Source organism: Streptomyces sp. NPDC107517 (genome assembly GCF_055582645.1).
The window spans coordinates 166,974-182,071 of the sequence record NZ_JBVJPM010000003.1 but is presented as its reverse complement, the minus strand read 5'-3'; the positions used below and the strand labels follow the sequence as shown (position 1 = coordinate 182,071).

The window sequence follows — 15,098 nt, the reverse complement described above, 5'->3', positions numbered from 1 at the left end:
TGTCTCTAGATCCCTTGCTTCCGCAGTTCCGTGGCCAGCCGGTACAGGCCCGCCAGGTCCATCCCCTCGGTCAGCAGGGGCAGTTCGTGCAGCGGCAGGCCCGAATCGGCCAGCACCGCCCGCTGGCTGCGCTCCAGCTCGTGCCGTTCCGCGTACTCCGCCGCCTGGTCGAGGAGCGGGGTCACCAGGCGTTCGGCGTTGCCGCCTCTGCGGGCGCCGCCCAGGCCGGCCGCGGACAGGGACTTGGCGATGGCCGTCCTGGACACGCCGCCCTGGGCCAGCGTCAGTTCGGCGTCGTCCAGGACCGCCGGACGCACCATGTTCACGATGAGCCTGCCCACGGGGAGGTTCGCCGCCCGCAGCTCCGCGATGCCGTCCGACGTCTCCTGAACCGGCATCTCCTCCAGCAGCGTCACCAAGTGCACCGCCGTCTCCGGCGACTTGAGGACCCGCATGACCGCCTGTGCCTGGTTGTGTATCGGGCCGATCTTGGCCAGGCCGGCGACCTCGTCGTTCACGTTCAGGAAGCGCGTGATGCGGCCCGTCGGCGGGGCGTCCATCACCACGTAGTCGTAGGCGTATTTGTTCTGTTTCGTCTTGCGGCGTACCGCCTCGCAGGCCTTGCCCGTCAGGAGTACGTCCCTCAGGCCCGGCGCCACCGTTGTCGCGAAGTCGATCGCGCCCAGCTTTTTGAGCGCCCTGCCGGCGCCGCCCAGCTTGTAGAACATCTGGAGGTAGTCCAGCAGCGCCAGCTCCGGGTCGATGGCGAGTGCGAACACCTCGCCGCCCCCCGGGGCTACCGCGACCTTCCGTTCCTCGTACGGCAGCGCTTCCGTCTCGAAGAGCTGTGCGATGCCCTGGCGTCCTTCCACCTCCACCAGGAGAGTGCGCTTTCCCTCGGTCGCGAGGGCGAGCGCCAGTGCGGCGGCGACCGTGGTCTTTCCGGTACCGCCCTTGCCGCTGACGACCTGGAGCCTGCTCACGTCTTCGAGCCTAACCAGTCCGCGCGCGGGCTACGCAGGAGGCTGTCGGTCATCGCCGGTCCAGCGGCTACAGTCGGCCGTATGACCAAGTGGGAATACGCGACCGTGCCTCTTCTCGTGCACGCGACCAAGCAGATTCTGGACACCTGGGGCGAGGACGGCTGGGAGCTCGTCCAGGTCGTGCCCGGGCCGAACAACCCCGAGCAGCTCGTGGCCTACCTGAAGCGGGCGAAGGCATGAGCGGGGCCGTCGACGCGCGCCTCGCCGAGCTCGGGCTGACCCTGCCCGAGGTCGTGCCGCCGCTCGCCTCTTACCAACCGGCCGTGCAGTCCGGTGTGTACGTGTACACGGCCGGTCAGCTGCCGATGGTGGACGGGAAGCTTCCGCTCACCGGGAAGGTGGGGGCCGAGGTCACCGCCGAGCAGGCCAAGGAGCTGGCCCGTACGTGTGCGCTGAACGCGCTCGCCGCGGTGAAGTCCGTTGCCGGTGATCTCGATCGGGTCGCTCGTGTGGTGAAGGTCGTCGGCTTCGTCGCCTCCGCGCCTGACTTCACCGGGCAGCCGGGTGTCGTGAACGGGGCCAGTGAGCTCTTCGCCGAGGTTCTCGGTGAGAAGGGTGTGCACGCCCGGTCCGCCGTGGGTGTGGCCGTTCTGCCGCTGGACGCGCCTGTCGAGGTCGAGGTTCAGGTCGAGCTCGTTTCGGGCTGAGCTTTTCGCTCCGCCGAGGTTGGTGGGCGGGCCGGGAGTCGGGGCTGAGGTCCTGGGTCCGGTCCGGGCCGTCCCGGCGCGCTCCGTCTCGTAGGGGCGGGGCCGCGCCGGGAGGTACGTGCTCGCTGTTCCACGGCGTTTCGCCGTCCGGCCGATTGCCCCGCAGGTGGTGCCGGCGGCTCCGCGCGCACATCGCGCCACGGCCCCTCCGGTTTCGTACGCGGACGGGGACGGTGGGCTGTTCGCCGGGACAGCCTCAGCACTTGATCGTCTGTGGCTCTCGAACATCCGCTTGGTAGCGGATAGCCTCCGGCCATGGCGAATGGGCAGTGGTACCCCCCGGAGTGGCCCGAGCGGATTCGTGCGCTCGCGGCGGGTGAGCTGGCGGCCGCTGTGCCGCGGCGGGCCGCGACCGTCATGCTTCTGCGGGACGCGGTCGCCGGTCCCGAAGTGCATATGTTGCGTCGACGCGCCTCCATGGCTTTCGCCGGGGGCGCGTACGCGTATCCGGGCGGGGGCGTGGATCCCCGTGACGACGAGTCGGTCGTGCGGTGGGGCGGGCCCTCGCGTGCAACGTGGGCGGCCCGGCTCGGCGTGGACGAGAAGTCGGCGCAGGCGATCGTGTGTGCCGCCGTGCGGGAGACGTACGAGGAGGCGGGCGTGCTGCTCGCCGGGCCCGACGCGGCGTCCGTGGTGGGGGACACGACCGGTGAGTCCTGGGAGGCCGACCGGGAGGCGCTCGTCCAGAGGGAGTTGTCGTTCGGGGAGTTCCTCGGGCGGCGTGGGCTGGTTCTGCGGTCCGATCTGCTGGGGGCCTGGGCGCGGTGGATCACGCCCGAGTTCGAGCCCCGGCGGTACGACACCTGGTTCTTCGTCGCCGCTCTGCCGGAGGGGCAGCGTACCCGTAACGCCTCTACCGAAGCCGATCGGACCGTGTGGATCCGGCCCGAGCAGGCCGCCGACGGGTACGACAAGGGCGAGCTGATGATGATGCCGCCCACGATCGCGACGCTGCGGGCGCTGGCCGGCTTCGACAGCGCAGAGGCGGCCCTCGTGGGCGCCGCGGCGCAGGATCTTTCCCCTGTGCTCGCGCGGGCCCGGCTGGAGGGTGGGGAGATTGTTCTGTCCTGGCCCGGTCATGATGAGTTCACCAAGCACATTCCGATCACGTCCGGGGGAACCTCCGCATGACCGAAGCCGCCGCTCTTCCCGGACAGCCCCGCGGCGGGGCGCTGTCCGGGCGCGCCACCGCGCGCGCGGTCAACGTGCTGGCTCCGAACGCCTCCGCGATGACCCTGGACGGGACCAACACGTGGATCGTTTCCGAGCCCGATTCCGAGCTGGCCGTCGTGATCGATCCCGGGCCCCTCGACGACGCGCATCTGCGGAATGTCGTCGAGGTCGCCGAGGCTGCCGGTAAGCGCGTGGCGCTGACCCTCCTCACTCATGGGCATCCCGATCACGCGGAGGGCGCCGGCCGGTTCGCCGAGCTGACCCGGACGAAGGTGCGGGCCCTCGATCCCGCTCTGCGGCTCGGGGACGAGGGGCTGGGCGGTGGGGATGTCGTGGCTGTCGGTGGGCTCGAGCTGCGTGTCGTCGCCGCGCCCGGGCACACCGCTGATTCGCTCTGTTTCCATCTGCCCGCCGATCGCGCCGTGCTGACCGGTGACACCGTGCTCGGGCGCGGGACCACCGTCGTCGCCCATCCCGACGGGCGGCTCGGGGACTATCTCGACTCGCTGCGGCGGCTGCGGTCCCTCGCCGTCGACGACGGGGTCGACACCGTGCTGCCGGGGCACGGGCCCGTACTCGAAGACGCCCAGGGCGCCGTCGAGTTCTACCTCGCCCACCGCGCCAACCGGCTCGCCCAGGTCGAGACCGCCGTCGAGAGCGGTTATGTCACAGCGTCAGAAATCGTTGCCCATGTGTACGCGGGTGTGGACCGCTCCCTGTGGCCTGCCGCCGAGTTGTCCGTGCTGGCTCAGCTCGACTATCTGACGGAGCACGGGCTCATCTAGAGGGCCGCCCGGGTCAGGCTCCGCGGGTCAGGCGCTGCAGGCGGTCCTCGTCCGCCAGGACGTTCAGTTCGGTGATTTTGGTGTCTGTGATCGTGAAGGACATCAGCGACGCCGGGCGGCCCTCCGGCAGCGCCAGGAGGCCGATCGCGCCGTTGACCAGTACGACGCGCACGTGCGGTGCCATGCGCTGGAACGTGATCGCCCCGGACGCCACCGCGTGAGCGCCACGGACCAGGCGCGAGAGGTCCGTCGCCCCGGCGTCCGCCCGTAGCAGTACGCCCGGGTCCAGGACCGCCAGCAGTCCCTCGAAGTCGCCCTCGCGGGCCGCCGAGAGGAACGCCTCGACCACCTCCCGCTGGCGCACCAGGTCCGTCTCCGGCGGCGGGGCTCCCTGGACGCGGCGGCGCGCGCGGCTCGCCAGCTGCCGGGTCGCCGCCGGCGTGCGCTCCACGATCGGCGCGATGTCGTCGAACGGCACCGCGAACAGGTCGTGCAGCACGAACGCCAGCCGCTCCGACGGCGCCAGCGAGTCCAGGACCACGAGCAGCGCCAGGCCCACCGAGTCCGCCCGGAGCGCCTGCTGTTCCGGGTCCGGGGTGTCGAGGCTCGTGACCAGAGGGTCGGGTACGTGGGTCTCCAGGGGCTCTTCGCCCCTCGCCTTGCGCGAGCGCAGCAGGTCCAGGCAGATCCGGCCCGTGACGGTGGTGAGCCAGCCGCCCAGGTTCTCGACGGCCGAGGTGTCGGACCGCTGGAGCCGCAGCCACGTCTCCTGTACGGCGTCCTCCGCCTCGCTGAACGAGCCGAGCATCCGGTAGGCCACGGCGCGCAAGTGCCCCCGCGACTCCTCGAACTGCTCGACCAGGCTGTCCGTCGACGCTGAGCTCATCGGTGTCCTGCTTCCCGGGTCAGGGGCGGGGGGCCTTCACTCCGTGCACGGCTTCGTATTCTGCCGCCAGCCATGGGCCCAGGTCCTCCGTGTACGCCCGGAGGGTGTGCGGTGCGCCCACCGGTTCGTACGCCGCCTCCGACGCCCGTCGCATCGCGTCCGCCCACTGCGGGTAGTACGAGCCGAACACCTCGGCCATCCGTGTCAGATCACTGGTCCAGCCGTTCCAGCGGGGCATGACGAGCGTGAAGCCGGTGCGGACGAGGTGACGGGAGATGCCGCGGTCCAGGGTGCGGGGGTCGTCGCCTCGCGCGATGCGTTCGCGCCAGCGCGGCAGGAGCAGGCGCAGGTCGCCGTTGGTCTCCCGGGCCAGGAGGGAGTCGGGGCGGTAGCGCGGCAGGTATTCGGCCAGGTCCTCGCCGAGGAGCGGAGTGCACAGGCAGGCCACGAACCAGCCGAGGTCGTGTCGTTCGAGGTCGCTGAGGACCTGGCTCCGGCTGAGGATCAGCAGGCCTACGCCGTCGATCTGGGCGAATTGTCTGTTCAGGTCTTCGGCCAGGGCGTTGGCCTCCGCCCTGTCGTCGTCCGTCGGCTCCTCGCGCAGTGCGAGGAGGAGGTCGAGGTCGCTGCGGCCGGGGCGGGCGGTGCCGCGCGGCACGGAGCCGTAGAGGTACGCGCTCGCCATCCGCGGTCCGAAGCCGGCGAGCAGAGCGTCGCGCGCCGCGGACACGACGGGGCGGAAGTCCGGCTGGATCAGGCTCAGAGAGCCTTCGCGCTCGATGAATCCGCGCTCGTCCAGGCCGCGGGCGGTGGTGTCCATGGACCCACTGTGCCGGGTCGGGTGGCTGCCGTCCCGGCATTTTCCGCGGCGGTGAACGGGTGATCCCGCCTCCCCCGAGGGAGACGGGACCCGTACGCGTCGAACGAAGGTGTCAGCGCGAGCGCTTAGCGAGGCGCTCCACGTCGAGCAGGATCACGGCGCGGGCCTCCAGGCGGAGCCAGCCGCGGCCCGCGAAGTCGGCGAGCGCCTTGTTCACCGTCTCGCGGGAGGCGCCGACCAGCTGGGCCAGCTCCTCCTGCGTCAGGTCGTGCACGACGTGAATGCCCTCCTCCGACTGCACGCCGAAGCGGCGGGAGAGGTCCAGGAGCGCGCGGGCCACGCGGCCCGGCACGTCCGAGAAGACCAGGTCGGACATCTGGTCGTTGGTCTTGCGCAGGCGCCGGGCGACGGCACGCAGCAGGGCGGAGGCCACCTCGGGGCGCGCGTTCAGCCAGGGCAGGAGGTCGCCGTGGCCGAGGCCGAGGAGCTTGACCTCGGTGAGCGCGGAGGCGGTCGCCGTGCGCGGGCCCGGGTCGAACAGCGAGAGCTCGCCGATCAGCTCGCCGGGGCCGAGCACCGCGAGCATGTTCTCGCGGCCGTCGGGGGAGGTGCGGTGGAGCTTCACCTTGCCCTCGGTGACCACGTAAAGGCGGTCTCCGGGGTCGCCCTCGTGGAAGAGGGCGTCGCCGCGCGCGAGGGTCACCTCACTCATGGAGGCGCGGAGCTCCGCGGCCTGCTCATCATCGAGCGCCGCGAAAAGCGGGGCGCGCCGCAGAACGTCGTCCACGAGTTTCTCTCCTATGTCGACCTGCATCCGGGGACCGGGTTCCCGCTCCCCATTTTGCCGGACGGTCCAAACAGTGTGATCAGTCACTCAGGCACAAGTCTGCCGCACGGGCGTCGCAAGCTGTGGGGGAGGGGGCCAATCGAGGACTGATCTGTGGGGTCCACGGCGGATGTCAGCGGCTGCCTTTAGGCTGGCCGAGTGTCCAAAACGCCGGTGAGAGCAGAGGCCAAGGGGGCTGGGACGGTGACCGCAGGACGTAATTCCGCTGTGGGCGAACAAGCCCCGGCCACGCCCGGGAAAGCGGCAAAAGAGGTAAAGCGAGGCAGGGGTGTCGGGGATGGTGCCGGGGGCGCTGCGGCTTCCGCGGGGAAGGGCGCCGGCGGTGCCGGTGGCCGCGTGGGTTCCGGTGGTGCCGCGGGTCCCGGAGGCAAGCGTGCTGCCGCGAAGAAGGCCGGCGCGGCCGAGCCCGTGAAGAAGGCCGCCGCCAAGCCCGTGAAGAAGGCCGCCGCGAAGTCGGACAAGCCGCCGAAGAAGGCCGCTGCCAAGCCCGAGTCCCGCACCGCGCTCGTCCGGCGTGCCCGGCGCATCAACCGTGAGCTCGCCGAGGTGTACCCGTACGCCCACCCCGAGCTGGACTTCGAGAACCCCTTCCAGCTGCTCGTCGCCACGGTGATGTCCGCCCAGACCACCGATCTGCGGGTCAATCAGACGACGCCCGCCCTCTTCGCCAAGTACCCGACCCCCGAGGACCTCGCGGCCGCGAACCCCGAGGACGTCGAGGAGCTGATCCGGCCCACCGGGTTCTTCCGCGCCAAGACGAAGTCGATCATGGGGCTCGCGGCGGCACTGCGGGACGAGTTCGGGGGCGAGGTCCCGGGGCGTCTCGAAGACCTCGTCAAGTTGCCCGGCGTCGGCCGCAAGACCGCCTTCGTCGTGATGGGCAACGCCTTCGGGCGGCCGGGAATCACGGTGGACACGCACTTCGGGCGGCTCGTGCGGCGCTGGAAGTGGACGGAGGAGACCGACCCGGACAAGGTCGAGAAGGCCATCGGCGAGCTCTTCCCGAAGAGCGACTGGACGATGCTCTCCCACCACGTGATCTTCCACGGCCGCCGGATCTGCCACGCCCGTAAGCCCGCCTGCGGCGCCTGCCCGATCGCGCCGCTCTGCCCGGCGTACGGGGAGGGCGAGACCGACCCGGAGAAGGCGAAGAAGCTCCTGAAGTACGAGAAGGGCGGCTTCCCCGGCCAGCGCCTGAAGCCCCCGCAGTCGTACCTGGACGCAGGCGGCATCCCGGCGCCCCCGCTCGGCGCCACCGCGCCGCCCGCCAAGGGGGAGTGACGGATCGCGGAACGAACGGCGGGGGCAGGGGCGTTGTGTTCAGTTGGACGGGGGTGCCTATGACGCATGCACACAGTGAGGCGCAGGAAGAGCGCGTGACGAAGGACGAGTCCGTGAGGCTGAGCCGCGAGGGGCTGCCCGAGTGGCTCGACCCGGTCGTGAAGGCCGCCGACACGGTCGAGCCGCTCCAGCTGAGCCGCTTCCTGCCGCCCGAGAGCGGTGACGGGCGCCAGTCCGCCGTCCTGATCCTCTTCGGTGAGGGCGAGCGCGGCCCCGAGCTGCTGCTCATGGAGCGCGCGACCTCGCTGCGTTCGCACGCGGGCCAGCCGTCCTTCCCGGGCGGCGCCCTCGACCCGGAGGACGGCGATCCGCGTACGGACGGGCCGCTGCGCGCCGCCCTGCGCGAGGCCGAGGAGGAGACCGGGCTCGATCCGCGCGGCGTCCAGCTCTTCGGCGTCCTGCCGAAGCTGTACATCCCGGTGAGCAGCTTCGTGGTGACGCCGGTCCTCGGCTGGTGGCGCACCCCGACGCCGGTGCAGGCGGTCGACCCGGCGGAGACGGCCCGCGTCTTCACGGTCCCCGTGGCGGATCTCACGGATCCGCGCCACCGTGCGACGGCGGTCCACCCGATGGGCCACCAGGGCCCGGCGTTCCTCGTCGAATCGGCTCTGGTCTGGGGCTTTACGGCCGGAGTGATCGACCGGATCCTGCACTACGCGGGATGGGAGCGCCCCTGGGACCGCAGTAAGCAGGTCCCACTCGACTGGCGCTCATGACAGGGTGGCCCACGTGAATGTGCTGGACATCCTGTTGCTCGTCGCTGCCGTGTGGTTCGCGATCGTGGGCTACCGCCAGGGCTTCGTCGTCGGCATCCTGTCGGTGATCGGCTTCCTGGGCGGCGGCCTCGTCGCGGTCTACGTCCTGCCCGCCATCTGGAGCGCGGTGACCGACGAGGCCAAGGTGAGTACGACCGCGGCCGTCGTCGCCGTGATCGTGGTCATCGTCTGTGCCTCCGTGGGACAGGCGTTCACCACGCACCTGGGGAACAAGCTGCGCCGGTACATCACATGGTCCCCGGCCCGCGCCCTGGACGCCACGGGCGGTGCCGTGGTGAACGTGGTGGCGATGCTCCTCGTCGCCTGGCTCATCGGCTCGGCCCTGGCCGGCACGACGCTGCCCACGCTCGGCAAGGAAGTGCGCAACTCCAAGATCCTGCTCGGCGTGTCCAGAGCCCTGCCCGCGCAGGCGAACACGTGGTTCGCGGACTTCTCCTCCGCGCTCGCGCAGAACGGCTTCCCGCAGGTCTTCAGCCCGTTCTCGAACGAGCCGATCACCGAGGTCCAGCCCCCCGATCCGAAGCTGGCGAACAGCCCGGTCGTGCAGACGGCCAAGCGCTCCATCGTCAAGGTGACCGGCCAGGCTCCCAGTTGCGGCAAGGTCCTCGAAGGCTCCGGCTTCGTCTTCGCCGACCGCCGCGTCATGACGAACGCGCACGTGGTCGGCGGCGTGGACGAGCCGAACGTGCAGATAGGCGGCGAAGGCCGGATGTACGCGGCGAAGGTCGTCCTCTACGACTGGAAGCGCGACATCGCCGTACTCGACGTGCCCACGCTGAAGGCGCCCCCGCTCCAGTTCACGTCCACGGACGCCGAGCGCGGCGCAGGCGCGATCGTCGCCGGCTTCCCGGAGAACGGCGCGTACGACGTCCGCCCCGCGCGCGTGCGCGGCCGCATCTCGGCCAACGGCCCGGACATCTACCACCGCGGCACCGTGCAGCGCGATGTGTACTCGCTCTACGCGACGGTCCGTCAGGGCAACTCCGGCGGCCCGCTGCTCACGCCCGAGGGCAAGGTGTACGGCGTGGTCTTCGCGAAGTCACTCGACAGCGCACGGACCGGGTACGCGCTCACCCGAGACGAGATCAGCCAGGACATCGACCGCGGTCGCACGGCCAACCAGCAGGTGGACAGCGACAACTGCGCCCTGTGAGGTCCGGGAGGCGGTGAAGGCCGGGCCGGTGACGCGTCAGTCGCGTGTGTGCCGCAGCCGGGCCGAGACCCAGCGGGCCCGGCGGCGCAGGATGCGGGGAATGTTGATCCCCGGAGGGGTTTGGTCATGGCCCGGTTCCTGCGGGCCACCCCCCGGGTGACGGCTCAGCACCGTGGCTGAGCGGCGGTTGCGTGCTGCGTCACTGTAGTCGTGCGTCCAGCCCATACCCCGACGTGTGCCCGTGCCCCAAGGTCGGTAATCGCGCGCACGCCCCCCAATTGGCCTATGCGCCAGGCAATTGGCAGTTCGAGGGACAGTTGTTCCCGGACATGGCTCGAACACGTCACCCGATCGTGTGAGGGTGGCCGCGCGGCCGTCACCGGTCGGGCTCGGGGTCCTTCAGCCAGCTGACCAGTTCGCTGGAGAACGCGACCGGGTCCTCCTCGTGCGGGAAGTGTCCCAGACCGTCGAACAGCCGCCAGCGGTAAGGCGCTTCGACGTACTCGCCGGAGCCCGCCGCGCTGCGCGTACGCATCACGGGGTCGAGCGAGCCGTGCAGATGCAGCGTCGGCACCCGCACCGGACGCTTCATGCGCCGGTTGAACTGGATGCCGTCCGGACGGGCCATCGACCGCACCATCCAGCGGTACGGCTCGATCGAGCAGTGCGCCGTGGACGGAATGCACATGGCGCGCCGGTACACGTCCACGACCTCGTCGTCGGGCAGGCGCGGCCCGGACCAGTCCCGGATCAGCCGCCCGACCAGGGCGCCGTCGTCCGCGACGAGCTGACGCTCCGGCACCCACGGCCGCTGGAAGCCCCAGACGTACGAGCCCGCGGCGGTCTGCTTGACGTCGGACAGCATCGCCGAGCGCCAGCGCCGGGGGTGTGGCATCGAGGAGACCACGAGCCGGCGCACCAGCTTGGGCCGCATGACGGCTGCGGTCCACGCGAGATAGCCGCCCAGGTCGTGCCCCACGAGCGCCGCGTCGGGCTCGCCGAGGGACCGTACGACGCCCGTGATGTCGAGGGCGAGGTTCGCCGGGTCGTAGCCGCGGGGGGTGCGGTCGCTGCCGCCGACGCCGCGCAGGTCCATGGCCACGGCCCGGAACCCGGCGTCGGCGAGCGCCGCCATCTGGTGCCGCCACGTCCACCAGAACTGGGGGAAGCCGTGCAGGAGCAGGACCAGTGGCCCGTCGCCCATCTCGGCGATGTGGAAGCGCGCGCCGTTGGCGGCGACGTCCCGGTGGGTCAGCTCGCCGCCGCCCGGGACGCCGATGCGTACGACCGAGGCGGGCTGGGCCGAAGGGGTGGCGGGGTCCGTCATGATGACGAGCGTGCCACAGCCTCGACCGTGTCGCCGACTCGGTTCGCGGGGGTCACCTGACGGGGGTGCGGTTTGGCGTTCCCCAGTACGCCTGCCGTCTCCTTGACCGAGGCGGCGACCTTCTGCGGGCCCTTGCCCTTCTTGGCCTTCTTCGCGAAGACGACGCCGATCAGGCCGAGCAGCGCGGCCACCAGCACGTTCGCCGCGAAGGAGAGCAGGAAGCACCAGCCGAGGTTCCAGCCGCCCTCACCGTTGTGCCCGCCGGTCCAGGCCTGGATCCCGTAGGCGAGGGCGAAGCTCAGCATGGGCAGTGAGAAGAGCAGGACCACGCCGGCCGCCGAGAGGGCGCCTCCGCTGACCGCGCCGCGCTTCACGTCCTGCTTGAGCTGGGCCTTCGCCAGAGCGATCTCGTCGTGCACCAGCGCGGACATCTCGGTCGTGGCCGTGGCGACCAGCTGGCCGATGCTGCGTTCGGCGCCGACCGGTGTGCCGTCGGGTGCGCTCATCGCGTACTCCCTCTTCATCTTTACGGGCATCTGTAGCAGATCTGCTGTCAGATCATGCCGGACGACTGCTCCCGTCGCTTGCCCCGCCCGTCACTTCGGCAAGCCTGCGGTGTTCGGCGGCCTTCTTCTCGTAGATCTCCGCCATCCGCAAGTGGTACTCCGGCTTGTCCTCCTCGTAGATGTCCGGGATGCCGTCGAGGTCGTCGTCGCGCTCCTCGTCGGCGCACATCGCGCGGTACTTGGCGTTCCGGAGCTTGAGCAGGACGCTCGACAGGACGGCCGCGATGAGGGAGCCCATCAGGACGGAGGCCTTGATCTCGTCGGTCAGCAGAGGGCTCTCGGTGAAGGCGAGTTCGCCGATGAGAAGCGAGACGGTGAAGCCGATGCCGGCGAGGGACGCGACGGCGAACACGTCGGGCCAGGCCAGTTCGTCGGAGAGCGAGGCTCTGGTGAAGCGGGCCGTGAGCCAGGTCCCGCCGAAGATGCCGACCGCCTTGCCGACGACGAGCCCGAGCACCACACCGAGGGTCTCGGGCTTGGTGAATACGTCGGTCAGGGCGCTGCCCGACACCGCCACACCCGCGCTGAACAGGGCGAACAGCGGCACGGCGAGCCCTGCCGAGAACGGCCGCACCAGGTGCTCGATGTGCTCGCCGGGCGAGTGCTCCTCGCCGTCCCGCCGGGTGCAGCGCAGCATGAGCCCCATGGCGACACCGGCGATGGTGGCGTGGATGCCGCTGTTGTACATCAGGCCCCAGATGACGAGCGCGAGCGGCACGTAGATGTACCAGCCGCGCACGCCCTTGCGCAGGAGCAGCCAGAAGACGCCGAGGCCGACGACGGCGCCCGCGAGGGCGGCGAAATCGATGTGGCTGGTGAAGAAGATCGCGATGATCAGGATGGCGCCGAGGTCGTCGACGACGGCGAGCGTGAGCAGGAACGCGCGCAGTGAGGACGGCAGTGAGGTGCCGATGACGGCGAGGACCGCCAGCGCGAACGCGATGTCGGTGGCGGTCGGCACGGCCCAGCCGTCGAGCGAGCCGCCGCCCGTGACGTTGACGAGGAAGTAGACGAGTGCGGGGACCGCCATGCCGCAGAGCGCGGCGGCGACGGGCAGCATGGCCGCCTTGGGGTCGCGCAGGTCGCCCGCGACGAGTTCCCGCTTGAGCTCGATACCGGCGACGAAGAAGAACACCGCGAGCAGCCCGTCGGCGGCCCAGTGCTCGATGGACAGGTCGAGGCCGAGCGCGGAGGGGCCGATGTGGAAGTCGCGCACGGCTTCGTAGCTGTCGCTGAGCGGGGTGTTGGCCCAGACGAGGGCGGCGATCGCGGCGACGAGGAGCAGCACTCCGCCGACGGTCTCGGCACGCAGGGCGTCCGCCACGAACGTACGCTCGGGAAGGGAGAGCCGGCCGAGGACCTTACGGCTGTTCTTGCTGGGGGCGGGCGCGGCCACGGGTGAAGACCTCCGGTCGGGTTCGGCTTTCGCGAACGCGCCGACGAGGGGTCGTCGACGGCGTTGCCGACCAGACTTCCCGGCACACCAGTTGAGCTTTCACCCTACCGGGTGTACGCGGGCCATACCTGGTGATCGTCACTTTACGCACGAAATGGGCACCCGGCGCGTTCGGCGGCGGGTGCCCATTTCGTGGTGTGCGGTGCGGTCAGTCCTCGCTCGACGCGGCCGGGAGCTTGGTCTGGATGAGGTCCATGACGGACGAGTCCGTCAGGGTCGTGACGTCTCCCAGCTCCCTGTTCTCCGCGACGTCGCGCAGCAGGCGCCGCATGATCTTCCCGGAGCGGGTCTTGGGCAGTTCGGCCACGGGCAGGACCCGCTTGGGCTTGGCGATCGGGCCGAGCGTCGCGCCCACGTGGTTGCGCAGATCGGCGACGAGGCCCTCGTCGTCGGCGGACGCCGTGCCGCGCAGGATCACGAAGGCCACGATGGCCTGGCCCGTCGTCTCGTCGGCCGCGCCCACGACCGCCGCCTCGGCGACGGAGGGGTGCGAGACGAGCGCCGACTCGACCTCGGTGGTCGAGATGTTGTGACCGGAGACCAGCATCACGTCGTCCACCCGGCCGAGCAGCCAGATGTCGCCGTCCTCGTCCTTCTTGGCGCCGTCACCGGCGAAGTACTTGCCCTCGAAGCGGGACCAGTACGTGTCGATGAACCGCTGGTCGTCGCCCCAGATGGTACGCAGCATCGACGGCCACGGCTCGGTCAGGACGAGGTAACCGCCGCCCCCGTTCGGCACTTCGTGAGCCTCGTCGTCCACCACCGTCGCCGAGATGCCGGGCAGGGCACGCTGGGCGGAGCCCGGCTTGGTCTCGGTGACGCCGGGCAGCGGCGAGATCATCATCGCGCCGGTCTCGGTCTGCCACCAGGTGTCCACGATGGGGCACTTGTCGGCGCCGATGTTCTTCCGGTACCACATCCAGGCCTCGGGGTTGATCGGCTCACCGACCGAACCGAGGACCCGCAGACTGCTCAGGTCGAACTTGGCGGGGATGTCGTCCCCCCACTTCATGAACGTGCGGATCGCCGTCGGCGCCGTGTACAGGATCGTCACCCCGTACTTCTGCACGATCTCCCAGAAGCGGCCCTGGTGCGGGGTGTCCGGGGTGCCCTCGTAGATGACCTGCGTCGCGCCGTTCGAGAGCGGGCCGTAGGTGATGTACGAGTGCCCGGTGACCCAGCCGATGTCGGCCGTGCACCAGTAGACGTCGGTCTCCGGCTTGAGGTCGAACACCGCGTGGTGGGTGTACGAGGCCTGCGTGAGGTAGCCGCCGGACGTGTGCAGGATGCCTTTGGGCTTACCTGTCGTGCCGGACGTGTAGAGGATGAACAGCGGCTGCTCGGCGTCGAACGCCTCGGGCGTGTGCTCCGCCGACTGCTTCTGCGTGATCTCGTGCCACCACACGTCGCGGCCCTCGGTCCAGGCGACGTCCTGCTTGGTGCGCTGGACGACGAGGACCTTCTCGACCCCGTCGACGCGGCTGACGGCGTCGTCGACGGCGGGCTTGAGCGCGGACGGCTTGCCGCGCCGGTAGCCGCCGTCGGCCGTGATGACGACCTTGGCGTCGGCGTCCTGGATACGGGCCGCGATGGCGTCGGCCGAGAATCCGCCGAAGACGACCGAGTGCGCGGCGCCGATGCGCGCGCACGCCAGCATCGCGACGACGGCCTCGGGGATCATCGGCAGGTAGACGGCGACGCGGTCGCCCTTCTGCACGCCCAGCTCGGTCAGCGCGTTGGCCGCGCGGCTGACCTCGTCCTTGAGCTCCGCGTAGGTGATGGCCCGGCTGTCGCCCGGCTCACCCTCGAAGTGGATGGCGACCCGGTCGCCGTTCCCGGCCTCGACGTGGCGGTCCACGCAGTTGTACGCGACGTTCAGCTTCCCGTCGGCGAACCACTTGGCGAACGGAGGGTTCGACCAGTCGAGGGTCTCGGTCGGTTCGGTGGCCCAGGTCAGCCGGCGGGCCTGCTCGGCCCAGAAGCCGAGCCTGTCAGCCTTGGCCTGTTCGTACGCCTCCGCGGTGACGTTGGCGGCGGCCGCCAGGTCGGCCGGCGGCGCAAACCTTCGCTCTTCCTTAAGAAGGTTGGCCAGGCTTTCGTTGCTCACGACATCTCCCTTTCCCAGGGTGTCCGTTGTGTCCCAGACCACAGCTCATCAGACGGCCCCCCTCGGTGACAAGGGGGGTCCGACAAATGGTTTAGACCTGTTGGGCTCTAC

General features: G+C 70.5%; 16 protein-coding genes. 7 read left to right on the top strand and 9 right to left on the bottom strand.

What is annotated here, in order from left to right; translation table 11 throughout:
• Positions 1-5: 5 nt before the first annotated feature.
• Entirely contained in the window at positions 6-983 is a 978-nt protein-coding gene (bagA, locus tag ACZ67T_RS08595) for an ATPase BagA (protein ID WP_469982530.1), read from the bottom strand.
• A gap of 81 nt (positions 984-1,064) precedes the next feature.
• Between bagA and ACZ67T_RS08590 the strand changes: the two genes are divergently transcribed.
• From ACZ67T_RS08590 to ACZ67T_RS08575, 4 genes are all read left to right on the top strand, one after another.
• The gene (locus ACZ67T_RS08590; protein ID WP_020129281.1) at positions 1,065-1,223 is read left to right on the top strand and encodes a DUF4177 domain-containing protein; all 159 of its coding nucleotides are present in this window, start codon (positions 1,065-1,067) and stop codon (positions 1,221-1,223) included.
• On the top strand, positions 1,220-1,690 hold the full coding sequence (locus tag ACZ67T_RS08585; RefSeq protein ID WP_469982528.1) for a RidA family protein: 471 nt from the start codon (positions 1,220-1,222) through the stop codon (positions 1,688-1,690). Before ACZ67T_RS08590 ends, ACZ67T_RS08585 begins: the two co-directional genes overlap by 4 nt.
• 315 nt (positions 1,691-2,005) lie before the next feature.
• Positions 2,006-2,881: an NUDIX hydrolase gene (locus ACZ67T_RS08580; protein WP_469982527.1), complete on the top strand. Its 876-nt coding sequence runs from the start codon at positions 2,006-2,008 to the stop codon at positions 2,879-2,881.
• Entirely contained in the window at positions 2,878-3,708 is an 831-nt protein-coding gene (locus ACZ67T_RS08575) for an MBL fold metallo-hydrolase (protein WP_469982525.1), read from the top strand. The genes ACZ67T_RS08580 and ACZ67T_RS08575 overlap by 4 nt, the downstream gene beginning before the upstream one ends.
• 13 nt (positions 3,709-3,721) lie before the next feature.
• Here ACZ67T_RS08575 and ACZ67T_RS08570 read toward each other — a convergent pair whose 3' ends face one another.
• The 3 genes from ACZ67T_RS08570 to ACZ67T_RS08560 all read right to left on the bottom strand — a co-directional run bounded on the left by ACZ67T_RS08570 (position 3,722) and on the right by ACZ67T_RS08560 (position 6,201).
• Complete coding sequence (locus ACZ67T_RS08570) at positions 3,722-4,594, bottom strand: sigma-70 family RNA polymerase sigma factor (RefSeq protein WP_469982523.1); 873 nt, start codon at positions 4,592-4,594, stop codon at positions 3,722-3,724.
• Between the two features lie 19 nt (positions 4,595-4,613).
• Complete coding sequence (locus tag ACZ67T_RS08565; protein WP_469982522.1) at positions 4,614-5,414, bottom strand: nucleotidyltransferase domain-containing protein; 801 nt, start codon at positions 5,412-5,414, stop codon at positions 4,614-4,616.
• A 112-nt stretch (positions 5,415-5,526) separates the two neighbouring features.
• On the bottom strand, positions 5,527-6,201 hold the full coding sequence (locus ACZ67T_RS08560; protein WP_100596519.1) for a Crp/Fnr family transcriptional regulator: 675 nt from the start codon (positions 6,199-6,201) through the stop codon (positions 5,527-5,529).
• 396 nt (positions 6,202-6,597) lie between these two features.
• Between ACZ67T_RS08560 and nth the strand changes: the two genes are divergently transcribed.
• From nth to ACZ67T_RS08545, 3 genes are read left to right on the top strand one after another with little or no spacing between them, the layout of a single operon-like run.
• On the top strand, positions 6,598-7,542 hold the full coding sequence (gene nth, locus ACZ67T_RS08555; protein WP_469982520.1) for an endonuclease III: 945 nt from the start codon (positions 6,598-6,600) through the stop codon (positions 7,540-7,542).
• Positions 7,543-7,601: 59 nt separating this feature from the next.
• Positions 7,602-8,318 carry an NUDIX hydrolase gene (locus ACZ67T_RS08550; protein WP_469982519.1) on the top strand — a complete coding sequence of 239 codons (717 nt, stop codon included), beginning with the start codon at positions 7,602-7,604 and terminating at the stop codon, positions 8,316-8,318.
• Positions 8,319-8,331: 13 nt separating this feature from the next.
• A complete protein-coding gene (locus tag ACZ67T_RS08545) occupies positions 8,332-9,531 on the top strand; it encodes a MarP family serine protease (RefSeq protein WP_469982517.1) in 1,200 nt (399 codons plus the stop codon).
• 36 nt (positions 9,532-9,567) lie between these two features.
• Here ACZ67T_RS08545 and ACZ67T_RS08540 read toward each other — a convergent pair whose 3' ends face one another.
• The 5 genes from ACZ67T_RS08540 to acs all read right to left on the bottom strand — a co-directional run bounded on the left by ACZ67T_RS08540 (position 9,568) and on the right by acs (position 15,029).
• Positions 9,568-9,756 (bottom strand): hypothetical protein, encoded by a 189-nt coding sequence (locus ACZ67T_RS08540; protein ID WP_100596324.1) that lies wholly within the window; start codon positions 9,754-9,756, stop codon positions 9,568-9,570.
• A 151-nt stretch (positions 9,757-9,907) separates the two neighbouring features.
• The gene (locus ACZ67T_RS08535; protein WP_469982515.1) at positions 9,908-10,858 is read right to left on the bottom strand and encodes an alpha/beta fold hydrolase; all 951 of its coding nucleotides are present in this window, start codon (positions 10,856-10,858) and stop codon (positions 9,908-9,910) included.
• Positions 10,855-11,364 (bottom strand): phage holin family protein, encoded by a 510-nt coding sequence (locus ACZ67T_RS08530; RefSeq protein WP_469982514.1) that lies wholly within the window; start codon positions 11,362-11,364, stop codon positions 10,855-10,857. The genes ACZ67T_RS08535 and ACZ67T_RS08530 overlap by 4 nt, the downstream gene beginning before the upstream one ends.
• 52 nt (positions 11,365-11,416) lie before the next feature.
• Positions 11,417-12,820: a Na+/H+ antiporter NhaA gene (gene nhaA / locus ACZ67T_RS08525; protein ID WP_469982512.1), complete on the bottom strand. Its 1,404-nt coding sequence runs from the start codon at positions 12,818-12,820 to the stop codon at positions 11,417-11,419.
• 208 nt (positions 12,821-13,028) lie between these two features.
• Positions 13,029-15,029 (bottom strand): acetate--CoA ligase, encoded by a 2,001-nt coding sequence (gene acs, locus ACZ67T_RS08520; RefSeq protein ID WP_469982511.1) that lies wholly within the window; start codon positions 15,027-15,029, stop codon positions 13,029-13,031.
• Between the last annotated feature and the right edge of the window lie 69 nt (positions 15,030-15,098).